Annotated in this window: 22 protein-coding genes; 5 read left to right on the top strand and 17 right to left on the bottom strand. The window is 69.4% G+C overall.

All coding sequences use genetic code 11. The features are described 5' to 3' along the window. Positions 1–12: 12 nt before the first annotated feature. From rpsN to rplN, 4 genes are read right to left on the bottom strand one after another with little or no spacing between them, the layout of a single operon-like run. Positions 13–318 carry a 30S ribosomal protein S14 gene (gene rpsN / locus VES41_RS00905; protein ID WP_324811758.1) on the bottom strand — a complete coding sequence of 102 codons (306 nt, stop codon included), beginning with the start codon at positions 316–318 and terminating at the stop codon, positions 13–15. Between the two features lie 8 nt (positions 319–326). After that, positions 327–866, bottom strand: coding sequence for a 50S ribosomal protein L5 (rplE, locus tag VES41_RS00900; protein ID WP_324811756.1), 540 nt, complete (start codon positions 864–866; stop codon positions 327–329). An 11-nt stretch (positions 867–877) separates the two neighbouring features. Next, positions 878–1195: a 50S ribosomal protein L24 gene (gene rplX, locus VES41_RS00895; protein WP_324811755.1), complete on the bottom strand. Its 318-nt coding sequence runs from the start codon at positions 1193–1195 to the stop codon at positions 878–880. Between the two features lie 17 nt (positions 1196–1212). Continuing rightward, positions 1213–1581 carry a 50S ribosomal protein L14 gene (rplN, locus tag VES41_RS00890; RefSeq protein ID WP_214122248.1) on the bottom strand — a complete coding sequence of 123 codons (369 nt, stop codon included), beginning with the start codon at positions 1579–1581 and terminating at the stop codon, positions 1213–1215. Positions 1582–1881: 300 nt separating this feature from the next. On the opposite strand from rplN, the gene proC reads away from it, so the two are divergent. Then, positions 1882–2730 (top strand): pyrroline-5-carboxylate reductase, encoded by an 849-nt coding sequence (proC, locus tag VES41_RS00885; protein WP_324811753.1) that lies wholly within the window; start codon positions 1882–1884, stop codon positions 2728–2730. Positions 2731–2752: 22 nt separating this feature from the next. Here the strand turns inward: proC and ubiA are convergent, their stop codons facing one another. From ubiA to recG, 4 genes are all read right to left on the bottom strand, one after another. Further along, positions 2753–3649: a 4-hydroxybenzoate octaprenyltransferase gene (gene ubiA / locus VES41_RS00880; RefSeq protein ID WP_414718979.1), complete on the bottom strand. Its 897-nt coding sequence runs from the start codon at positions 3647–3649 to the stop codon at positions 2753–2755. 37 nt (positions 3650–3686) lie between these two features. Further along, on the bottom strand, positions 3687–4280 hold the full coding sequence (locus tag VES41_RS00875; protein WP_324811752.1) for a Dps family protein: 594 nt from the start codon (positions 4278–4280) through the stop codon (positions 3687–3689). A 108-nt stretch (positions 4281–4388) separates the two neighbouring features. Continuing rightward, complete coding sequence (locus VES41_RS00870; RefSeq protein WP_324811750.1) at positions 4389–5354, bottom strand: LysR substrate-binding domain-containing protein; 966 nt, start codon at positions 5352–5354, stop codon at positions 4389–4391. Between the two features lie 75 nt (positions 5355–5429). After that, the gene (gene recG / locus VES41_RS00865) at positions 5430–7610 is read right to left on the bottom strand and encodes an ATP-dependent DNA helicase RecG (protein WP_324811747.1); all 2181 of its coding nucleotides are present in this window, start codon (positions 7608–7610) and stop codon (positions 5430–5432) included. Between the two features lie 99 nt (positions 7611–7709). Here recG and queA point away from each other — a divergent pair, with 99 nt between their 5' ends. Both queA and tgt read left to right on the top strand, forming a co-directional pair. Next, positions 7710–8759, top strand: a complete 1050-nt coding sequence (queA, locus tag VES41_RS00860; RefSeq protein ID WP_324811744.1) for a tRNA preQ1(34) S-adenosylmethionine ribosyltransferase-isomerase QueA — start codon at positions 7710–7712, stop codon at positions 8757–8759. Next, entirely contained in the window at positions 8753–9925 is a 1173-nt protein-coding gene (gene tgt, locus VES41_RS00855; RefSeq protein WP_324811742.1) for a tRNA guanosine(34) transglycosylase Tgt, read from the top strand. The genes queA and tgt overlap by 7 nt, the downstream gene beginning before the upstream one ends. Here the strand turns inward: tgt and VES41_RS00850 are convergent. From VES41_RS00850 to VES41_RS00830, 5 genes are all read right to left on the bottom strand, one after another. Further along, positions 9922–11001: a serine endopeptidase gene (locus VES41_RS00850; RefSeq protein WP_324811741.1), complete on the bottom strand. Its 1080-nt coding sequence runs from the start codon at positions 10999–11001 to the stop codon at positions 9922–9924. The two genes, tgt and VES41_RS00850, sit on opposite strands and share 4 nt — an antisense overlap. A 76-nt stretch (positions 11002–11077) precedes the next feature. Next, complete coding sequence (locus VES41_RS00845; RefSeq protein ID WP_324811740.1) at positions 11078–11242, bottom strand: hypothetical protein; 165 nt, start codon at positions 11240–11242, stop codon at positions 11078–11080. Next, positions 11229–12041: a phosphatase PAP2 family protein gene (locus VES41_RS00840; protein WP_324811739.1), complete on the bottom strand. Its 813-nt coding sequence runs from the start codon at positions 12039–12041 to the stop codon at positions 11229–11231. The genes VES41_RS00845 and VES41_RS00840 overlap by 14 nt, the downstream gene beginning before the upstream one ends. Next, entirely contained in the window at positions 12038–13999 is a 1962-nt protein-coding gene (locus tag VES41_RS00835) for an MFS transporter (protein ID WP_324811737.1), read from the bottom strand. Before VES41_RS00835 ends, VES41_RS00840 begins: the two co-directional genes overlap by 4 nt. 82 nt (positions 14000–14081) lie before the next feature. Beyond that, positions 14082–14984 (bottom strand): hypothetical protein, encoded by a 903-nt coding sequence (locus tag VES41_RS00830; RefSeq protein WP_324811734.1) that lies wholly within the window; start codon positions 14982–14984, stop codon positions 14082–14084. A 143-nt stretch (positions 14985–15127) separates the two neighbouring features. Between VES41_RS00830 and VES41_RS00825 the strand changes: the two genes are divergently transcribed. Beyond that, complete coding sequence (locus VES41_RS00825; RefSeq protein WP_324811731.1) at positions 15128–15892, top strand: helix-turn-helix transcriptional regulator; 765 nt, start codon at positions 15128–15130, stop codon at positions 15890–15892. On the opposite strand, the gene VES41_RS00820 is transcribed toward VES41_RS00825, so the two are convergent. The 4 genes from VES41_RS00820 to VES41_RS00805 all read right to left on the bottom strand — a co-directional run bounded on the left by VES41_RS00820 (position 15889) and on the right by VES41_RS00805 (position 19425). Continuing rightward, positions 15889–17166, bottom strand: coding sequence for an FIST signal transduction protein (locus tag VES41_RS00820; RefSeq protein ID WP_324811730.1), 1278 nt, complete (start codon positions 17164–17166; stop codon positions 15889–15891). The genes VES41_RS00825 and VES41_RS00820 overlap by 4 nt on opposite strands. Before the next feature lie 40 nt (positions 17167–17206). Continuing rightward, complete coding sequence (locus tag VES41_RS00815) at positions 17207–17896, bottom strand: PhaM family polyhydroxyalkanoate granule multifunctional regulatory protein (protein WP_324811728.1); 690 nt, start codon at positions 17894–17896, stop codon at positions 17207–17209. Between the two features lie 62 nt (positions 17897–17958). Further along, complete coding sequence (locus VES41_RS00810; RefSeq protein WP_324811725.1) at positions 17959–18873, bottom strand: copper chaperone PCu(A)C; 915 nt, start codon at positions 18871–18873, stop codon at positions 17959–17961. Positions 18874–19065: 192 nt separating this feature from the next. Further along, positions 19066–19425 (bottom strand): DUF2946 family protein, encoded by a 360-nt coding sequence (locus tag VES41_RS00805; RefSeq protein WP_324811723.1) that lies wholly within the window; start codon positions 19423–19425, stop codon positions 19066–19068. Positions 19426–19564: 139 nt separating this feature from the next. Here VES41_RS00805 and VES41_RS00800 point away from each other — a divergent pair, with 139 nt between their 5' ends. Continuing rightward, positions 19565–20671, top strand: coding sequence for a hypothetical protein (locus tag VES41_RS00800; RefSeq protein WP_324811722.1), 1107 nt, complete (start codon positions 19565–19567; stop codon positions 20669–20671). Positions 20672–20675: the final 4 nt, after the last annotated feature.

Here is a 20675-nt window from a genome sequence, read left to right as displayed (position 1 = left end):
CTCCTGCCTGGCTTACCAGCTGGCCTTGATGACACCGGGGATGTCACCGTTGAAAGCCAGTTCGCGGATCTTGGCGCGGCCCAGGCCGAATTGACGGAAGGTGCCGCGCGGACGCCCCGTGATCTCGCAGCGGTTGCGCTGGCGGGTCGGGTTCGCATTGCGCGGGAGCTTCTGCAGGCCCAGGCGGGCAGCAGCGCGCTCTTCGTCGCTCTTCTTCGCGTCGTTCGCGACAGCCTTCAGTTCGGTGTACTTGGCGGCGTACTTGGCGGCCAACTTGTCGCGCTTGAGTTCGCGCTGGATCAAAGCTACTTTAGCCATGGATCACCTCAGTTCTTGAACGGGAAACGGAAGCCGGCCAGCAGGGCCTTGGCTTCGTCGTCGGTCTTGGCCGTCGTGGTGATGCTGATGTTCAGACCACGCAGGGCATCGACCTTGTCGTACTCGATCTCGGGGAAGATGATCTGTTCTTTTACGCCGATGTTGTAGTTGCCGCGGCCATCGAAGGCACGGCCCGAGACACCGCGGAAGTCGCGCACCCGGGGCAGCGCCACGGTGACGAAGCGGTCCAGGAATTCGTACATCTGGACGCCGCGCAGCGTGACCATGCAGCCGATGGGCTGGCCTTCGCGGATCTTGAAGCCGGCGATGGCCTTGCGAGCCTTCGTGACGACGGGCTTCTGACCGGCGATCTTGGTCAGATCGGCGACGGCGTTGTCGAGCACCTTTTTGTCGGCCACGGCTTCGCCCACGCCCATGTTGAGCGTGATCTTGGTCAGGCGGGGAACCTGCATCGCCGAGGAGTAGCCGAACTTGTCGGTCAGCTCCTTGACGACCTTTTCGCGGTAGTGTTGTTGCAGTCGTGCCATGTCGGTACCTCTTACGCGGCCTTGATGAGTTCGCCGCTGGACTTGTAGACCCGCACGCGCTTGCCATCGACGAGCTTGATGCCCACGCGATCGGCCTTGCCGGTCGCGGCATTGAAGATCGCCACGTTGGATTGGTGGATCGGCATGGCCTTCTCGACGATGCCGCCGGTCGTACCCTTCATCGGGTTCGGCTTGGTGTGCTTCTTGACGAGGTTGATGCCCTCGATGAGCAGGTGGGAGTCGTCGGCACGCATCGTCACGGCGCCGCGCTTGCCTTTGTCGCGGCCGGCCAACACGATGACCTGGTCGCCTTTGCGAATCTTGTTCATGGCTGTGTTGTCCTTGCTTACAGAACTTCGGGGGCCAGCGAGACGATCTTCATGAACTTCTCGGTGCGCAGCTCGCGCGTGACCGGTCCGAAGATGCGGGTGCCGATGGGCTCGTGCTTGGCGTTGAGCAGCACGGCGGCGTTGCCGTCGAACTTGACGAGCGAGCCGTCAGCGCGGCGGATGCCCTTGGCGGTGCGCACGACGACGGCGTTGTAGATCTCGCCCTTCTTGACGCGGCCACGCGGAGCAGCTTCCTTGATGCTCACCTTGATGATGTCGCCGACGCTGGCGTAGCGACGCTTGGAGCCGCCAAGAACCTTGATACACAGGACGGATTTCGCGCCCGTGTTGTCGGCCACTTCGAGCCTGGATTCAGTCTGGATCATTGTTCGTAGTTCCCAACTTGTATCGATCCGGCGGCGCCTGCAGCCAGCGCTGCAGCGTGTCGATCGGATCGATCAGTCTTGGGCCCGTCAATCGCACCCCGAACCACTCGGAGCGCCACCTTTGGGCAGATAGTCCTCACTTGGCCTGGCAGGGCGCCCTTGGAGGCGACAATAAGTCACTGCTGACTTTGGCTGTGCCGGCGCGCCCTTGCTGCAGCCGTTTACTGTAGCCGCTGCAGCCATTCCGAAGCGAAGCCGCATATTCTCGCACGCCTGAAAATTCTCGTCAACTACCCCGCCATGACCCAATCTCCCGCCCTCCCCTCCTCCCCCGGCCTGCCTGCAGTCGCCTTCATCGGAGGCGGCAACATGGCCAGCGCCGTCATCGGCGGCCTGATCCGCCGTGGCGCCCCGGCCGCCGCCTTCGAGGTCGTGGAGCCATTCGAGGCGGCCCGGCTCAAGCTCAGGCAGGACCTGGGCATCGAAGCCCGGCCGGTCGCCAGCGAAGCCCTGGCGCGCTGCGCCGTGGTGGTCTGGGCGGTCAAGCCGCAGACCTTCGCCGAGGCGGCTCGGCCGGTGCAGGCCTACGCGGCCGGCGCGCTTCACGTGAGTGTTGCCGCGGGCATCCCGTCGGACAGCATCGCCCGATGGACGGGCAGCGAGCGGGTCGTGCGCACCATGCCCAACACGCCGGCGCTGGTCGGCCAGGGCATGACCGGGCTGTTCGCCCGCCCGGCGGTCACGCAGGCCGACCGGGCGCTGGTCGAGCAGGTGCTCGCGCCCACCGGCGAGCTGCTGTGGCTCGATGCCGAGGCGCAGCTGGACGCCGTCACCGCCTGCTCCGGGTCCGGGCCGGCGTACGTCTTCTATTTCATCGAGGCCATGACCGAGGCCGGCGTGGAGATGGGGCTCACTGCCGCGCAGGCGCACCGGCTGGCGGTGGGCACGTTCACCGGGGCCGCGGCGCTGGCTGCTGCGTCCAGCGAATCACCAGCGGTGTTGCGCGAGCGCGTCACGTCCAAAGGCGGCACCACCTACGCCGCGCTCACCGCCATGGAGGCCGCCGGCATCAAGGACAGCTTCAAGTCGGCCATCCGGGCCGCGCAGGCCCGGGCCGCGGAATTGGCCGACGAGTTCGGCCGCGGGTGAGCGGCCGGCCCGGCCGGAACGCTCAGCGCCAGGCGTAGCCGGCCACGACGCCGGCGAACACCGCGAAGCCGAGCCAGTGATTCAGCCGGAAGGCCTGGAAGCAGCCTTCGCGCGTGCGCGCCCGGATCAGGCGCCAGTGCCATGCGGCCTGGGCCGCCGCCACCGCGATGCCCAGATAGAACAGCGGACCCAGCCCGTGGGTGACGCCCACGGCCAGCCACACCGCCAGGAAGATGACGTAACTCAGCATCACCGCCGCGACGTCGAAGCGCCCGAAGGTGATGGCCGAGGTCTTCATGCCGATCTTCAGATCGTCGTCGCGGTCGACCATGGCGTATTCGGTGTCGTAGGCCAGCACCCAGAACAGGTTGCCGGCCAGCAGCAGCCAGGCCAGCGGCGCCACCTCGCCGCTTACCGCCGCGAAAGCCATCGGGATGCCGAAGCTGAAGGCGACGCCCAGGACGGCCTGCGGAACGGCCAGGAAGCGCTTGGCGTATGGATAGACCAGCGTGACCGCCAGCGCCGCGAAGGACCACAGCACGGTGGCGCGGTTGGTGGTCAGCACCAGGCCGAAAGCCGCCAGCGCGAGCGCGGCACCGACCGCCAGGGCTTCGCGCACCGACACTTCGCCGCTCGTCACCGGCCGCTGCGCAGTGCGCTTGACGTGCAGGTCGAAGTCGCGGTCGGCAACGTCGTTGATGCAGCATCCGGCGCTGCGCATCAGGATGGTGCCCAGTACGAACACTGCCACCAGATGCCAGCCCGGCCAGCCGCCGGCGGCGAACCACAGCGCCGCCAGCGACGGCCACAGCAGCAGAAGCCAGCCTGCCGGCCGGTTCCACCGGATGAGGTCCAGCCAGGCCGCCAGCCGACCGCGCGCCGGCACGGACGCCCGCGTGCGGTCGATCGCCTCTCTCACAACCACTCTCCCGGCTGGCGCTCGGCCCGGCGGTGGATCATTCCTCCAGCAGCGACCGCAGCATCCAGGCGGTCTGGTCGTGCACCGTGCAGCGCGCGGTCAGCATGTCGGCGGTCGGATCGTCGCCAGCCTGCTCGGCCACCGGGATGAACTCGCGCGCAATGCGCGAGACCGTCTCGTGCCCCTTGACCAGGATTCGCACCATTTCCATGGCCTTGGGCGGCTGCTGCGGCACGTCGGGCACGGTGGCGATCTTGCTGAACTCGGCGTAAGAACCCGGCGCGTAGTGGCCCAGGGCGCGGATGCGCTCGGCAATCACGTCGGTTGAAGCCCACAGCTCGGTGTACTGCGCCATGAACATGGCGTGCAGCGAGTTGAAGTGCGGGCCCGTGACGTTCCAGTGGAAGTTGTGCGTGGTCAGGTACAGCGTGTAGGTGTCGGCCAGCACGCGGCTCAGACCCTCGGCGATGGCGGCGCGATCGGCGCGGTCGATGCCGATGTTGATCGTCGGCGCGGCGCCGCTGCCCGACTCCGCGGCTACGCGCGTACCGCCCTTGACCGGCACCTTGCCGGCCGATGCCGCGGGCGATGCGGCGATGGAGGGCTTGGACTTCTTCGGAGCTTTTGCCATGACGGAAGTTTTCCTTCTTCAGGTTGGTGATGGTGAATCGGACTGGGCGACTGTAGAAGCGGTCAATTGCGACCGCAACAGTTTCAGGCTATGAAGCGTCGGCCCTGCTCACGACAGGCGCTTGACGCCCGGCAATTCGCAGGCATAGATGGCGTTGCGCAACGCGGCAATGGCCTCGTAGCGGGTGAAGCTGCGGCGCCACGCCAGCACCACGCGGCGCGTCGGCGGATCGCGCTCGCCTGCGTCGCGGACCGGGAGGTAGCGCACCATGGGCTCGGCCTCGCGCCGCGCGCGGGCCTTGGGCTTGAGCGCATCCTGCGGCACCGACAGGCGCGGGACCAGCGTCACGCCCATGCCGGCGGCCACCATGTGCTTGATGGTCTCGAGGGACGATCCCTCGAAACTCTTGCGGATGCCCTCGGCGCTGCTCGAGAAGCGCGCGAACTCGGGGCAGACCTCCAGCACGTGGTCGCGGAAGCAGTGGCCGGTGCCCAGCAGCAGCATCGTCTCGTTCTTCAGTTCGTCCGAGGTGACCGATTCGCGCTGAGCCAGGGGATGCTGGGTCGGCACCGCCGCCATGAACGGCTCGTCGTACAGCGGCGCGATGGCCAGCCCGGTGTCCGGAAATGGCTCGGCCATGATGGCGCAATCGACTTCGCCGGCTCGCAGCATGTCGAGCAGCTTGGCGGTGAAGTTCTCCTGGAGCATCAGCGGCATCTGCGGCGTGCGCGCGATGTTCTGTCGCACCAGGTCGGGCAGCAGGTACGGACCGATGGTGTAGATCACGCCGAGCCGAAGCGGCCCGGCCAGGGGGTCCTTGCCGCGCTTGGCGATCTCCTTGATGCTGGCGGCCTGGTCGAGCACGCTTTGCGCCTGTTGCACGATCTGCTCGCCCAGCGGCGTTACCGTGACTTCGCCGGCGCTGCGCTCGAACAGCTTGATCTCCAGCTCGTCTTCGAGCTTCTTGATCGCCACCGACAGCGTCGGCTGCGACACGAAACAAGCCTCTGCCGCCTTGCCGAAATGCCGCTCCCGCGCGACCGCAACGATGTATTTCAGTTCAGTCAGGGTCATAGCCTGGATCAATTATGGCGCACGAAGCGATAACCGTCACCCGGGGTCCGCTTCGCGCGCCCGCGGCCGCGCGGCTCAGGCGCGCAGGTATTCGGCACGGGTGCCGAGCCAGCGGTCGATGTGGCGCTGCGCCAGGCCGGGGTATTCGGCAAGCATGCGCGGAGCGAGTTCGCGCGCCCATTCCAGCAGGCGCGCGTCGGTGGCCAGGTCGGCAAAGCGCAGCAGCGGCGCGCCGGACTGGCGGGCGCCCAGGAACTCGCCCGGGCCGCGGATCTCCAGATCGCGGCGGGCGATCTCGAAGCCGTCGCCGGTCTCGGCCATGGCGCGCAGCCGGGCCCGCGCGGCCTCGCCGACGCGGCCGCTTTCCCCTGGCGCATAAAGGAGCACGCAGGCCGAGGCTGCCGCACCGCGCCCGACCCGGCCGCGCAACTGGTGCAGCTGAGACAGGCCGAAGCGTTCGGCGTGCTCGATCACCATGAGCGAGGCGTTGGGCACATCCACGCCGACCTCGATGACGGTGGTGCTCACCAGCACCTGCATCCGGCCCGCCGTGAACTCGGCCATCACCGCCTGCTTCTCGGCCGTGGGCATGCGCGAATGCAGCAGGCCGACGGACACCCCGTCGCCCAGCGCATCGGCAAGCTCGTCGCGCGTGGCGGTGGCGTTGCGCAGGTCGACCGCCTCGCTCTCCTCGATCAGCGGGCACACCCAGTAGACCTGGCGGCCCTGAGCCAGTTGCGACTGGATGCGCTCGATCACCTCGTCGCGCCGGTGGTCGGCGACCAGCTTCGTGACCACCGGCGTGCGTCCGGGCGGCAATTCGTCCAGGGTGGAGACATCCAGGTCGGCGTAGTAGCTCATCGCCAGGGTGCGCGGAATCGGGGTGGCGCTCATCATCAGCAGGTGCGGCTCGAGCCCGGCGCCCCCGGTCCCGTCCGCCACGGCGGGGCCGGGAGCGGCAGCCCCGTCGGCCGGCAAGGGCGAGGGACTGGCCTTGCCCCGCAAAGCGAGCCTCTGCGCCACGCCGAACCGATGCTGCTCGTCGATGATCGCCAGCGCGAGCCGGGCAAACCGGACCTTCTCTGAAATGACCGCGTGCGTGCCGATGACCAACGCGGCCTCGCCGCTTTCGACCGCCGCCGCCATGGCATCGCGCTCGCTCTTCTTCTGGCTGCCGGTGAGCCAGGCGACTCGCAGGCCGCGGGCCTGCAGCAAGGGGTCGAGCCATTGCACCAGCTTGCCGAAATGCTGTGCGGCCAGGATCTCGGTCGGCGCCATCAGCGCGCACTGGTGGCCGGCGTCGATGCAAAGCGCCGCGGCAAGCGCCGCCACCACCGTCTTGCCGGAGCCCACGTCGCCTTGCAGCAGGCGGTGCATCGGCAACTCGCGCGCGAGGTCGCGGCCAATCTCGTCCGTCGCCCTGCGCTGCGCGCCGGTCAGGGCGAACGGCAACACGGCCAGCAACTGCTCGGAAAGCGACCCAGGCACCACCCGCGGCCGCAGAGCCGGCGCGCGTTGCGCCGCGCGCTCGTGTCTCGCCTGCTGCTGCGACAACTGCTGCGCCAGCAGTTCCTCGGCCTTGACGCGCTGCCAGGCCGGGTGGCTGCGGTCTTCCAGGGTCGCCAGCGCGACGTCGGGCGTCGGGTAGTGCAGGAAGTGCAGCGCACGGCGAAGGTCCCACGCGGGGCGACCCGCCTCGTCCGGCAGCGTCTCGTCCAGGGCCGCCCGCGCCAGGCCGGAACGCACCTCGCGCCGCAGCGCGGGCTGCGCCAGCCCCGCGATGGTCGAGTAGACCGGCGTCAGGGCTTCGGGCAGCTCGGTACCGGCCGCCTTGACGGTCGGATGCATCATCTGCCGCCCCAGGAAGCCGCCGCGCAGCTCGCCGCGCACGCGCACGCGGGCGCCGACCGACAGCTGCTTCTGCTGCGACGGATAGAAGTTGAAAAACCGCAGTTGGCAGGTGTCGCTGCCGTCGTCGACGGTCACGATGAGCTGGCGCCGCGGCCGGTACACGATCTCGCAGGTGCGCACCACCGCCTCGATCTGCGCGGTGTCGCCGTCGCGTGCATCGGCCAGGCGCACGATGCTGGTCTCGTCTTCGTAGCGCAGCGGCAGGTACAGGGCGAAGTCGATGTCGCGCACCAGCCCCAGCTTGCGCAGCGCCCGCTGCTGCGCGCTCAGGCCCGCGCCAGGTGCCGCCGGCGCGGCAGCGCCGGGGGTCTTTGCGGATGACGGAGGCTGGGCGGCTGCGGGCATGGGACAATTCTGCCCGCCCGGCGCCGCACCCCGACGCGATGGCCGCGCACCTTCCCCCTTCCGTTCCCTTGGCATGGGTCTGTCCGGCCCTCAAGCGCGATGCAGCAATTCAGCCTTTCCGATTTCGATTTCGAGCTGCCACCCGAGCTGGTGGCACAGCATCCCGCCGAAGAGCGCAGCGCATCGCGCCTGCTCGACGGCACATCCCCCGACCCGGTCGACCGGGTCTTCCGCGACCTGCCGCAACTGCTGCGCCGGGGCGACCTGCTGGTCTTCAACGACACCCAGGTCGTCAAGGCGCGCCTGTTCGGCCACAAGCCCACCGGCGGCCAGCTCGAGCTCCTGATCGAGCGCGTCCTCCAGGGCCAGGAGGTGGTGGCCCACATGAAGGTCAGCAAGAAGCCCCCGGTCGGCACGGTGCTGGCCATGGCCGGCGGCTTCGAGGCCACGGTCCTGGGCCGCTGGCCGGATGACCAGGGTCCCCTTTTCCACCTGCGCCTGGACAGCCCCGACGGCGAGACGCCCTACGACCTGATGGCCCGCTGCGGGCATGTGCCGCTGCCGCCCTACATCACCCATGCCGACTCGGCCGAGGACGAACGGCGCTACCAGACCGTGTTCGCCCGGGTTCCGGGGGCGGTGGCGGCGCCGACGGCAGCCCTTCACTTCGACGAAGCGCTGCTGGCCCGCCTGGACGAGCGCGGCGTGGAGCGCGCCAGCGTCACCCTGCACGTCGGCGCCGGCACCTTCCAGCCGGTCAAGACCGAGAACATCGCCGAGCACACCATGCACGCCGAGCGCTACCAGGTGCCCGAGGCGACCCAGCGGGCGATTGCCGCCTGCCGCTCGCGCGGCGGCCGCGTGGTGGCAGTAGGAACGACCACCGTGCGCACCCTCGAATCCTGGGGCGCGACCGGCGAGCCGGCGGGCGACACCCGCATCTTCATCACGCCCGGGTTCCGGTTCCGCCACGTCGACCTGCTCGTGACCAACTTCCACCTGCCCAAGAGCACGCTGATGATGCTGGTGAGCGCGCTGGCCGGGCATGCCCGCGTCATGGCCCTCTACGCGCACGCGATCCGCGAGCGCTACCGCTTCTTCAGCTATGGCGACGCCATGCTGCTCGCCAGGGAAAACCTTCCATGCTGACCTTCGACCTCCTCGCCACCGACCCCGACAGCCACGCCCGGCGCGGCCGGCTCACGCTCAACCACGGGGTGGTGCAGACCCCGATCTTCATGCCCGTGGGCACCTACGGCACCGTCAAGGGCGTGATGCCCCGCAGCCTCGAGGAAATGGGCGCGCAGATCATCTTGGGCAACACCTTCCACCTGTGGATGCGCCCTGGCCTGGACGTGATGAGCGCCTTCGGCGGACTGCACGCGTTCGAGAAGTGGAACCGCCCGATCCTGACCGACTCCGGCGGCTTCCAGGTGTGGAGCCTGGGCGCCATGCGCAAGATCAGCGAGGAAGGCGTGCGCTTCGCGTCGCCGGTCAACGGCGACAAGCTGTTCCTGACGCCGGAGGTCTCGATGCAGATCCAGACCATCCTCAACAGCGACATCGTCATGCAGTTCGACGAGTGCACCCCCTACGACACCGGCGGCCAGATCACGACCGAGGCGCAGGCGCGCAGCTCGATGGAACTGAGCCTGCGCTGGGCCCGGCGCTGCCAGGCCGAGTTCTCGCGGCTGGGCAATCCCAACGCGCTGTTCGGCATCGTGCAGGGCGGCATGTTCGAGCACCTGCGCGAGGAATCGCTGGCACAGCTGGTCGAGATGGACTTCCCGGGCTACGCGATCGGCGGCGTCAGTGTCGGCGAGCCCAAGGACGAGATGCTGCGCATCATGGCGCACACCCCGCACCGGCTGCCGGCGCACAAGCCGCGCTACCTCATGGGCGTGGGCACGCCGGAAGACCTGGTGCAGGGCGTGGCCGACGGGGTCGACATGTTCGATTGCGTGATGCCCACGCGCAACGCGCGCAACGGCACGCTGTTCAGCCGCTACGGCGACCTGAAGATCCGCAACGCGCGCCACAAGAGCGACCCCCAGCCGATCGATCCCAGCTGCACCTGCCATGCCTGCGCCGGCACGTCGGGCGTGCCATGGGACAGCGGCGGCCGCGACGGCTTCTCGCGCGCCTACCTGCATCACCTCGAGCGCTGCGGCGAAATGCTTGCGCCGATGCTCGCGACCGTGCACAACCTGCACTACTACCTGAACCTGATGCGCGAAGTACGCGAAGCGCTCGAAGCGGGCACGTTCGGCGCGTTTCGCGCCCGCTTCAGGCAAGACCGCGCCCGCGGCGTCTAGCCGGGCGCCGCGGCAGCTGCGGCGGACGGACGGGGCGCGGGCATTGCCGTGGCCGCCGTGCCGCAGGCGTGGCAGAACTTGGCGAACGCGCTCTTGCGCGTGCCGCATTGGCCGCAGTGGTCATGCAGGCCGATGCCGCAATGCGGACAGAAGTCGATGGCGGTGTTCTTCAGGTCCACCGGCCGCTCGCAGCCCGGGCACACGCCCTTGGCCAGGCGTGCGAGCGCGGTGTCGTAGCCCAGCTCCTCGCGGCGCGCCTGCTCCGGCTGCGCCTCGGCCAGCTTCTGCCGCGCCAGGTAGCGGTTGAGGGCCAGGATCGCGTAGCGCCCCACCAGCACCGTGACGACGATGCCCACCGCATAGCGGACATAGCCACCGTAGCTGGGCAGGTAGGGCACCAGCTCCACGAAGAACGCGAACAGCGCAAAGAAGATGAAGCCCCAGACGAACGGCCACCAGGTGCTCTTGCGCTTGCGGGCGAACAACCACCCCGCGACAACCAGCAAGGGCAGCGTGAGCGCCAGCCGGTAGCCGAAGACGCGAAGCTCCTGGCGGCGCGCGGCGGTCTGCCACTCCTTGTCGGCGGCGCGGCGCATCTCGTCCAGTTGCAGGTTCGCCTGCTGCTCGGCCTGCCGCGCGTCGAGCGCGTGCTGGCGCTGCACCTGCACTTTCTTCTGGGCCGCCTCCTCCGCGGACTTGAGCCCGTCGAGCTGGCGTGTGCGCTCGATCAGCTCGCGGTCCTGGTCGGGTTGCTGGGTGGCCCGGCGCGTGGCCAGCCAGTTGGAGAAGCTTTCGCGTGCGTTGCTGTTCGCCTGTCGTGCCGCCTCCAGGCCGAGCCGCGCCTGCTCCAACTCTCGCTGGGCCGTGCGCTGCGCCTCCCTGGCCTGCTCTGCCGATTCGCGCAGCGCCGTCGCCGCCGCCGGCATGAAGTCGTCCGGCGAAAGCCTCTGCTCGACCCGCGGCAGGTCGCCGACCAGCGTGCTGCCCAGGCCGATCAGGAACGAGGCGAACACCAGCGCCACCAGCCACAGGCCGCGGCGATACCACTTTTCGGACAGTCGCAGGGACTTGCTCATGCCAGGCCCCCCGAACGCATGGGCGATGCGGGCGCGGACGAAGCGGAAGGTCTGTCGTACATGTCGGGGGCAGTCTTCAGATGGGAAACACGAGCAGTCCGGCCGCCACGGCGATGGCCGCCATCATGGCCAGCTGGAGCATGCCGGGCGTCATGCGGCGCCGGTGACGGTCGCTCGCGCGGCGCGCCTCGTCGTCTCCATAGCTGCCGTAGTTGGTGTTGTTGTCATCAACTGGTTTCACCTGGAACCTCCACTGGAGTCATCGGATGCGGGCGAATGATGGATGGCAACTTCGCCGCGCGCGCTGCCGGAGTCGACAAGTCGCACGTGCGGCCCGCCGGAGTATCGGAAGGCGATACCGCGCCGCGGGCCGGCACCGATCGGCATGCCAGGTCGTCCCGCGTGAATGGCCGCTCGATCCCCGCCACGCGCGTGGCGATCCGCTCGAGAAGGCCCTGCGTCGGTGCCGCATGACCGGGCGGGAACAGGGTCAGCGGCAGCAGCAGCGTGAGCAGGACAAGCGATGCCCGCGGCGCGGGATGCGGCAGGCGCCGCTGGGCGGCCAGAAACGCGGCGCTGGTCGCCGTTCCGAGCAACAGGCCCGAGGCAACCTCCGATACCGAGTGCGCCAGCAGCGCCAGGCGCGAGAGGCCGATGGCCCAGGCCAGCAGCCACCCGACAGTGGCCATCGTCACGCGCCAGCGGTGCCCGGCGCGTGCCGCCGCCAGCCACAGGGCCACCGGCCACACGCTTGCCGAGAGCATGGTGTGCCCGCTGATGCCGGTGAAGTTGAACCGCGCGCTGCCGATGCCCCAGCCGAGAAACGCCAGTTTCGTCAGCAACACCAGCGCGCTCGCCGAACCGAACAGCACCAGCCACAGGAACGCCGTGTGCCACGTGCGGCGCGAGACCAGCAGCCACAGGCCGATGAAGAACGCCGCCGGCACCAGCAACCCGCTGTCGCCCAGCCAGGTCAGGCCATGCCAGAAGCCGAACGGCACGGCCAGGATGGTCTGCCAGATCGCGTCGCGCAGGCTCATGGCGTCGATGCGGCCTGCAGCAGCTCGCGCACGCGGCGCTGAAGGGGCTCCGGTGCGGCGTACGCCGCCGGCATGGCGCTGCCCACGTGCAGGCCCACCCGGCTGAACATGCCACGCCTGAACGGACGCACCATTGCGACCCGTTCGCCGTCGCGCACCTCGATACGGCTGAAGAAGGAACCCCACAGGTTGTGCAGGGCCATGGGCACGACCGGCACTGCCAGGCCCTCGGCCCGCGCCATGTCCAGGATCTTCTTCGCGCCGGCCTTGAACGGCTGCAGTTGCCCGTCACGCGTGATGGCGCCTTCCGGGAAGATGGCCAGCAGATCACCGTCGCGCAGCACCTGCAGCGCCTGCTCGAAGGCCTGTTCGTAGGCGGCGGCATCGTCTTTCTGCGGCGCGATCGGTATGGCCTTGGCCAGCTTGAACAGGCGCCCGAGCACCGGCAGGCGGAAGATGCGGTGGTCCATCAGGAACCGGATCGGCCGCGGGCTGGCCGCCATCAGCAGCACCGCGTCGACGAAGCTGACGTGGTTGCACACCAGCAAAGCGGCGCCCTGCCCGGGAATATGGCCGGCGCCGCGCACCTCGAAGCGGTATACGACATGCGAGAGCACCCAGGCCACGAAGCGCAGGAGGTACTCGGGCACCAGGAGGAAGATCCAGATCGCGACCACCGCGTTGGCGATGCCGGTGGCCAGGAACACCTGGGGAATCGAGAACCCGGCCGCCAGCATCGCGCCGGCCAGTACCGCGCTGGCAATCATGAACAACGCATTGAGGATGTTGTTGGCGGCGATGATCCGGGCCCGGTGCGTTGCAGGGCTGCGCAACTGGATGAGCGCGTACATCGGCACGCTGTACAGGCCGGCGAACAGCGCCATCAGCCCCAGGTCGGCCATCACGCGCCAGTGCGCCGGGCGGGAGACGAAGTCTGCCAGCCCTTGCGCCGCGGACGCCGGCAGCCCGCGCGATGCGAAGTACAGGTCGACCGCGAAGACGCTCATGCCGATCGCCCCCAGGGGCACCAGTCCTATCTCGACCTGCCGCCGCCCGAGCGCCTCGCAAAGCAGCGACCCCAGGCCGATGCCGACCGAGAACACCACCAGCAGCAGCGAGGCCACATGCTCGTCGGCATGCAGCACCTCCTTGGCGAAGGCGGGAAACTGCGCGAGGAAGACCGCGCCGAAGAACCACATCCACGAAATGCCGAGCAGCGACCGGAACACCACGGTGTTGCCATGCGCCAGCCGCAGGTTGCGCCAGGTCTCGGTGAACGGATTCCAGTTGATGGACAGGCCTGGATCGGTGGCCGGTGCCGGCGGAATCGCCTGTGCGCAGGCACGGCCGGCCAGCGCAAGCAGCAGGCAGGCTGCCGCCACGCTGGCCCGGCCGATCTCCGGGACGGCGACCAGCAACCCGCCGGCGACCTGGCCGAGCAGGATCGCCACGAAGGTGCCCATTTCCACCATGCCGTTGCCGCCGGTCAGCTCGCGCGCGTCCAGGGCCTGGGGCAGGTAGGCGAACTTGACCGGTCCGAACAGCGTGGAATGCAGGCCCATCAGGAACACGCAGGCCAGCAGCATCACCGCGTCCGCGCGCAGGAAGCCCCAGGCGGCCAGCGCCATGATGAGGATCTCGAGGTTCTTGACCAGCCGGATGACCCGCGTCTTGTCGAGCTTGTCCGTGACTTGCCCGGCAGTGGCGGAAAAGAGAAGGAACGGCAGGATGAACAGCGCACCGATCACCAGTCCGGCCAGGGCCGGCGGCAACCAGGCCAGTTGCAACTGGTAGGTCACCATCACGGTGAACGCGAACTTGAACAGGTTGTCGTTGGCGGCGCCGGCGAACTGCGTCCAGAAGAAAGGCGCGAAGCGGCGCTGGCGCATCAGGGCGAACTGGCTGGAAGCTTGGGCCGTCGCCGGTTCGCGCTCGCCGCAATGGCGGGATTCAGCCATGTCGAGGTTTCTCCCAGAAGAATCGGGCACGGGTGCGTCGGGTGTCACAAGGTCGGTGCAAGGATTGCGCCTGCTACCTGTTTCAAATCGTGACCGGCCGATGGGCGCGATTGTGCCCGACCGGCGCGGCGTCGAGGCCGCGCAATGCCTGCAGTACGGGCAGGGCCGCCAGGGCTGCCGCCACGTGCTTGAGGGAATGCCCCGAAACCAGGTGCGCGGTGCCTTCGTAGATGGATGCGTCGGCCAGCTCGCACAGCTTGGCGACGGCGTACAGGGCAATCACCCATCCGAGGTTCAGGCGCATGCCGGCGGCCGAGGCGCAGTCGACGGGTCGCAGCATCGCCATGCCCAGCACCAGCCCCATGCCGCCGAACTGCACCACCGCCCACGGCACGACGTTGCCGGTGCTCTGTGAGATGGCGACGGACAGCAGGCCCGCGGCCAGCAGCGTCCAGGCCACGGGCCACCCGGCGCGCGGACTGATCCTGTCGCAGGCCGCCATGCCGAGCAGCCCGGCGAACGCCACCGTCATGGCGGCCCGATCCCCGGCCAGGCGCAGGCTGTCCCCCGGCAGCAGGTGATAGAACGCCGACGCCGCGGCCACGAGGATCAGGCCGCCGAAGAAGAGCCAGGCGCAGTCCAGCGCATTGAGCGGCAGTTCGTCTTGACCGGCGCGCGTCGCCACCGGGCGCTGCGGTTCGGCCTCGAGCCTGCATTCGAGGCGGTGCAGGCGACGTAGTCCGAGCACGCCGAGCGCGAGGAACGGCAGGTTGCTCAGCACGTCCAGTGCGTTGGGCAGGCCGCTCCAGCCGCGCAGATCGGCGAAGTGCGCAGGGGCGTCCCAGCCCTGGCCCAGGCCGGCGGGCAGCAGCAAGGCCGCCGCCACCAGGACGACGGCGACGTACAGCAGGCAGGCCTCGCGGCGCGTCAGGCGACGAGGGGCTGCACGGCGGGAGGCTTCGGCAGTGGCGGCGCTGGGCTTCATGGCAGGTCCTTGCGAGGGTGGTCGAGTCGCTGCGAATGTAGAAGTGGACCAGTTGCAAAGCATCGGATATCGATACGATGGCATCAAGCAGCACTTTCGGTACTATTTCTCGATACCGAACCATGAATGGAGGAGATTCCGACGTGAGCACCACCGCCGACCTGGTCCAGGCCCTGAAGCACGAGCTCAAGACCGCCCGCATGACCTACGCCGACCTGGCCGAACGCCTGGGGATGGCCGAATCGAGCGTCAAGCGCATGCTGGCCAAGGGCGACATGCCCCTGTCGCGCGTCGATGCCATCTGCAGAGCGCTGAAGACCGACTTCGCCGAACTGGCGCGCCGGGTGGCGGAATCGCAGCCCCTGCTCAAGGAACTGACGCTCGAACAGGAGCGGGCCGTCGTCCGAGACAAGAAGCTCCTGCTTTGCGCCATCTGCGTGCTGAGCCAATGGACGGCGGACCAGATCGTCAAGGCCTACCGGATCAGCGAAACAGAATGCATCGGCTGCATGGCGCAACTCGACCGCATCGGCATCATCGAGTTGCGCCCGCTCAATCGCTACCGCCTCAAGCTGGCCAAGACATTCCGCTGGCGGCCACACGGCCCGGTGATGGCGTTCTTTCGCGAGCACGTGGTGCTGGACTATTACGCCGGCGGCTTCGACGGCCCGGCCGAAGGCCTGCTGCTGGTGCATGGCGAGATCAGCCGCTCGCTCGCGCCCTCGTTCCTGGACCGGCTGCAGCGGGTGGCACAGGATTTCGCGCAGCAGCACCAGGCCGACCAGAAGCAGGGCACGCGCGACCGCGAGGGCTACACGCTGCTGCTGGGCATGCGCAACTGGGAATTCGCGGCCTTTGCCCAGCTGCGCCGGCCCGATCGCGCCAGCACGGTCCGGACGACGGCCTAGTCGGCCGCGAAAACCGTCAGCACGCCGGTGTAGCCGTACAGGTGATGCCGGGCGATTTCGCCCCCGGCGAAGAATCCCACCAGGGGGACGTCGCCGAGCGCGTGGCGCACGATCTGCAGCTCCGCGCCGGGCGCGCCGAAGTGCGGGCCGCCGCGGCCGGAGCAGCTGACATACACCGCACCGGCCATGCGCCTCGCAGGATGCGGACTGGCCTCGGCCTCGCCGGCCGCCATGGCGCTGGCCACCTCCAGCGATTGTTCCTCCGGCTCGAGCTCTTCGCGGATCTCGGCGCAGATGCGCCGCAGATCGGCCCGCGCCGCCTGCGCGTCGCGCCGCACGAACGTCATGCGCATACCGGGCTCGGCCTGGTCGGCAATGGCGACGGCACGCCGGTTGGGGTCCAGCCCGATGATGTGGCGCACCCGCACGTCGGGCCCGAGGTCGCCAGTGCGGCGCAGGCCGTCGCTGCCCGGGCTGGACAAGCCCACGAGGGTGGCGCGCACCGCCTCGATCGCCTCCTGCGGCTGCTCGAGACTGACGCCGAGTTCGGACAGCAGCACGTCGAGCGCCGGCTCGCCATCCAGCGTGATCAGCAGGTTGTCTTCAGACTCGGTGATCGCACGCTCGGCCGAGATCGGGTGGCAGCCCTGGGTGACGCGAGACACCAGGCGCACCCCTTCGCCGAAGGCCACGCCGGACAGGCCGCCGGCGAGCACGCCGCCGCCATGGTCGGCGCCCGGCGGCAAGGCGGCGTCGCCGCTGCGCGCGAACTGGTAGGTCTGGCCGCGTCCGCTCGACAAGCCCCCGAACAGGTAGCCGGTTTCAGTGCGCGCGGCCAGGTCGGCCACCAGTTCCGGCAGATCGTGGGTGGTCGGGTCGGCATGCACCAGCGCGGTGTGCTGGCGGGCCGGGCCGGCGCCCACGGCGTCGACCGGTGGCAGCGGCGCCAGGCCCGAGAACACCCTGTATTGCTTGTCCGGCAGTTCGCACAGCATGACCGCGATGGCCGGCTCGTCGAAATACTCGGCGTTGTGGGCCGCGATGCCGATGCCGACCGTGCCCGACCAGTCGCGCACGCCCGGCAGCGATGCGCACAGGTGCTCGAGGATGGCCGGCGCATCCGCCGCGAACAGGTCGGTGATGTAGAGCAGGCCGAGCGTCGGCTCGGACGCGTAATCGGGCTGAGCCATCTGCGCGCGCAGTTGCGCGAGCACGAGTTCGGCCGCGGTGCTCCATTGCGGGTGGGTGGCATGGCCGGAGGGAAAGAGCTTCATATCGCAGGGGCGAGGGGCAGCAGGCCCCCCGTCTGCCCGATTACAGCACTTGGCGCCGACCCGCCGGCGCGCGTGCCTTCTTCGGTGCCGTCTTTCGTGCCGCGGGCGCGGACGGCTTGGGCTTTGCTTTCCTCGTCGCCGGCGCCCTTGCCGCCGGTGCCGACGCCGGTGCGCCGGCCATCGCAGGCATCTTCAGTTGCGCGGCGTCTTTCAGCGCGGTGCTGGCGATCTGCTGGAACTGCTCGGCCAGGGCGCCCCACAGCATCATGGGGTCGACGATGCCGCCGGACTTGGAGGTCGCAGGCCCGGCATCCGAAGGCGCCGATGCCGGGGCTGCTTGGGGCGCCGGCGCGGCCGGCGGCTCGGATGTGGCCTGCGCTCTCGCCCTCGGCGCACCGGCGGCGAACGCCTGGGCCAGGTCTTCCATGCGCAGGTTCATGCCCTTGAGCGTGGACAAGGTCATCTTCTGCACTTCCAGCGCCTGCACGGTCGCCTTGAGCGCGTGCAGGTTCTGCTCGAGCCAGAACTGCACCGCCTTCATCTCCTGGATGCGCTTTTCGACTTCCTCGACGCTGAGGGTGGGGGCGACCCAGTTCGACAGGCCCGGCACCCCGGCGGTACCAGGCATGCCCTGGCCGGGCGAACTGCTCGCGGCACCGACGGACAGGTTCTTCAGAAAGTCGAAACCGGGAACGAACTGGTCGAAAAAGAAGGACGGCTTCTCGCTCATGGTTCCTGCCTCCTGCAAGTGATGGGCCAGGCCCAGCTTATACCCGCCCCGGCATGCGCCGCTCAGTGCTTGTGCTGGTGCCCGGCCATCGGCGCGGCGTCCGCAGCGCCCCCGCCGGGCGGCGCGATGGCGACGGGCAGGTGCAGGCTCAATGCGCTGGGCGCGCCCTTGTCATCGACGAAGCGAAGCACCAGCGGCACGCTGGCACCGACCGGTATCTCCTGCTTCAGGTCCATCAGCATCAGGTGGAAGCCGCCCGGCTTGAGCTCGACGCCCTCGCCGGAGGGCAGCGCCACCCCACCTTCGACGGCCCGCATCTTCATCGTGTCGCCCTCCATCTTCATCTCGTGGACCTCGGCCACGCCCGCCACCGGCGTGGACGCGCCGACCAGCCGCAGCGGCGCGGAAGAGCGCAGCGTCATGAAGGCACCGGTTCCGCTCTGGCCGGGCACGGCGCGGCGCACCCAGCCGCCGCTCGCCTCGACCGGCGCCACGGCGCCAGCGATCACGTCCAGGCGCGCTGCCGGAAACTCGGGCCTGGCAGCGTCGGTGGCCGGCACCTCGGCCCAGTCCGCGCTGCCGGTGTCGCAGGTCTGCAGTACCTTGAACCACAGGGTGCCGGGCTGGGCCGGCGGCGTGCCGCGCAGAACGAACTGCGTCTTCTCATGGCCCGGCACCGCGCGATCGGGGGCGTCGGCCTTCCAGGTCACTTCGTTGGCGGTTGTCTGAACGGACCAGCCGGGTCGCAGCTCGGCCTTGCCCACGGTGAAGCCTGCCGGAATGCGCACCGAGATGGCGGTGGTCGATGCCGCGCCCTTGCAGGCGTGCCCGACGCGGAAAGCGGCCTCGTACGGCGCGCCCGCGCTTGCCGTCTGCTGCGCGAGCGTGACGTGCGCCAGCGCGCCGGTGGCGCCTCCGAGCAGCAGTGCGGCGGCGCCAAGACGGCGGCCCGCGCGGGGGATGGACAGTTTCTTCATGGTTTGCTCCTTGGCAGAAATGAGGTCAGAGATCGGCCCGCAGGGGCGCCAGCGAAACATGGAACGGTTCATGGATGCCTGTGCCGGCACCCCGGCTTGCTCGCCAAGGGCTGCCGGTCTTTCCTGGAACCGAGCCGCTGTGCATGCCGGCCGGCTCAGCCGGCGGCGCTCACCACGGGACGAGAGGGAGGATCAGGCGCCGGCGGGAGGTCCGCGCGCCGGCAACGGCGCCGCGGCCGCGGCCACGAAGCGGGCCGCGGGAATCGGCTGGAGCGCATGGCCGAGCGGCTGCTCGTGCCCGACGACGCAGACCGGCGCGGGCGGAGGCGGCGCGCCGGCCAGCGCGCACAAGGGACAGTCGAGGTGGCTGGCGCCGAGTTCGCGCGCGCCGTCGTCGGTCTTGACCAGCACCTTGACGGCACCGGCGCTGGTGCACACCAACTGCATGTCCTGTGGCTGCACGAGCGGCGACGCCACGGCCACACCCAGCGACAGCGCGAACCACAGCAGCACGAGGCGGCCCAGCTGCGGAAGGCGTCGAAGGGTTGGCATGGCGGCCGATTATCCACGCGCCGCGCGTTCGAACCGGTACACAATATCAAGCAGACGACACGCTTTCATACATGTTCCGGCCAACCCTCCTTCGTTTCCGCCCGTGCGGGCCGGTTCGCGGTACGCAGCCATCGCGCATATGAAAGTCCCGCGCCGCGCCTGGTTCCGGCCGGTGTACCTGGGCGCGTGCCTCTGCGCGGGGCTGGCCGCGCTGCCGGGCGGCGCGGTGGCACAGGCCGGCGCCGCGCCGACATGCCTGCTCGACGGAAAAGCGGTCGACCCGGACCTTCCGGCCAGCATACGGGGACAGAGCGGCCGGCTGATCTGCCGGGACCCGGCCAGCAACCGCGTGACCCGCGACGCCGTCTACGACGACGGCCAGCAGTTGGGGCTCTCGCGCCTGTTCTACCCCGACGGCACCCTGCGCCGGGCCGCCTTCCGCGCCGAGCCTGGCGGCGACCGGGCGGTGGCCGAGTTCACCGTCAAGGGCCGCCTGTCGCAGCTGCGCTGCGCCGACAAGCCCCTGCTGGCGCCGGCGGTCGACGACGCCCGCCTGTGCGGCTTCGGGACCGGCGAGCCGGCGACGGTCGACCTTTTCGACGGGCAGGACGTGCGCCGGTCGCGCGTCGTGCACCAGGCCGGCCGCAGGTTGCGCACCGAGAGCTACTACGACAACGGCATCGTGGCGACTCAGGAAGAGCAGATCGGCGATCGCCGCTTCGAGCGCCAGTACGCCTCGGACGGCACCCGTCGCAGCGAGACGGTCTTCCTGCTCGAACGCGGCCGGGCGGTGCGGATCAGCGCCAGGGAATATGCGCCCAATGACCTGCTGCTGCGCGAACAGTCGTGGAATGCCAGCGGAGACCTCCTGCGCGACGACCTCTACTACGCCGACAGCGGCAGCCCGCGCAGCACCACCCGCTTCAAGGGTGACGGCTCCGCACGCACGGCGGAAGTGGCGGAGTATTTCCCCGGCGGTCAAACCGCCTTTCGCGGGCTCTACCTGGCGCCCGCGCGCGCGCCGATGCAGCCGGTGGGCACGCACCAGCGCTTCGATGCGCAAGGCGCGCTGGTGGCCGAGTCCATCTACGACAGCAAGGGCAAGTGGCTGCGCGAGCGTGCCTGGGGCGCCGATGGCACGCTGGTGCACGACGACAACAGCGGCGACGCCGGCCATGCAGGCACCGAGGCGGCGAAGCCGGCCGCTGCCACCACCGGTTCGGCGTCGGCCGCGCCGACGCCCTGAGGCG

It is taken from the genome of Variovorax sp. (assembly GCF_035634955.1).
GTDB lineage: Bacteria > Pseudomonadota > Gammaproteobacteria > Burkholderiales > Burkholderiaceae_C > Variovorax.
The sequence above is the reverse complement of the archived record's forward strand: the minus strand, read 5'-3'. Positions and strand labels throughout refer to the sequence as shown.

What these genes read in the sequence shown, in the direction of transcription:
- rpsN (WP_324811758.1), bottom strand. Translation starts at nt 318, where the DNA reads ATGGCTAAAGTAGCTTTGATCCAGCGCGAACTCAAGCGCGACAAGTTG.
- rplE (WP_324811756.1), bottom strand. Translation starts at nt 866, where the DNA reads ATGGCACGACTGCAACAACACTACCGCGAAAAGGTCGTCAAGGAGCTG.
- rplX (WP_324811755.1), bottom strand. Translation starts at nt 1,195, where the DNA reads ATGAACAAGATTCGCAAAGGCGACCAGGTCATCGTGTTGGCCGGCCGC.
- rplN (WP_214122248.1), bottom strand. Translation starts at nt 1,581, where the DNA reads ATGATCCAGACTGAATCCAGGCTCGAAGTGGCCGACAACACGGGCGCG.
- proC (WP_324811753.1), top strand. Translation starts at nt 1,882, where the DNA reads ATGACCCAATCTCCCGCCCTCCCCTCCTCCCCCGGCCTGCCTGCAGTC.
- VES41_RS00875 (WP_324811752.1), bottom strand. Translation starts at nt 4,280, where the DNA reads ATGGCAAAAGCTCCGAAGAAGTCCAAGCCCTCCATCGCCGCATCGCCC.
- VES41_RS00870 (WP_324811750.1), bottom strand. Translation starts at nt 5,354, where the DNA reads ATGACCCTGACTGAACTGAAATACATCGTTGCGGTCGCGCGGGAGCGG.
- recG (WP_324811747.1), bottom strand. Translation starts at nt 7,610, where the DNA reads ATGCCCGCAGCCGCCCAGCCTCCGTCATCCGCAAAGACCCCCGGCGCT.
- queA (WP_324811744.1), top strand. Translation starts at nt 7,710, where the DNA reads ATGCAGCAATTCAGCCTTTCCGATTTCGATTTCGAGCTGCCACCCGAG.
- tgt (WP_324811742.1), top strand. Translation starts at nt 8,753, where the DNA reads ATGCTGACCTTCGACCTCCTCGCCACCGACCCCGACAGCCACGCCCGG.
- VES41_RS00850 (WP_324811741.1), bottom strand. Translation starts at nt 11,001, where the DNA reads ATGAGCAAGTCCCTGCGACTGTCCGAAAAGTGGTATCGCCGCGGCCTG.
- VES41_RS00840 (WP_324811739.1), bottom strand. Translation starts at nt 12,041, where the DNA reads ATGAGCCTGCGCGACGCGATCTGGCAGACCATCCTGGCCGTGCCGTTC.
- VES41_RS00835 (WP_324811737.1), bottom strand. Translation starts at nt 13,999, where the DNA reads ATGGCTGAATCCCGCCATTGCGGCGAGCGCGAACCGGCGACGGCCCAA.
- VES41_RS00830 (WP_324811734.1), bottom strand. Translation starts at nt 14,984, where the DNA reads ATGAAGCCCAGCGCCGCCACTGCCGAAGCCTCCCGCCGTGCAGCCCCT.
- VES41_RS00820 (WP_324811730.1), bottom strand. Translation starts at nt 17,166, where the DNA reads ATGAAGCTCTTTCCCTCCGGCCATGCCACCCACCCGCAATGGAGCACC.
- VES41_RS00815 (WP_324811728.1), bottom strand. Translation starts at nt 17,896, where the DNA reads ATGAGCGAGAAGCCGTCCTTCTTTTTCGACCAGTTCGTTCCCGGTTTC.
- VES41_RS00810 (WP_324811725.1), bottom strand. Translation starts at nt 18,873, where the DNA reads ATGAAGAAACTGTCCATCCCCCGCGCGGGCCGCCGTCTTGGCGCCGCC.
- VES41_RS00805 (WP_324811723.1), bottom strand. Translation starts at nt 19,425, where the DNA reads ATGCCAACCCTTCGACGCCTTCCGCAGCTGGGCCGCCTCGTGCTGCTG.
- VES41_RS00800 (WP_324811722.1), top strand. Translation starts at nt 19,565, where the DNA reads ATGAAAGTCCCGCGCCGCGCCTGGTTCCGGCCGGTGTACCTGGGCGCG.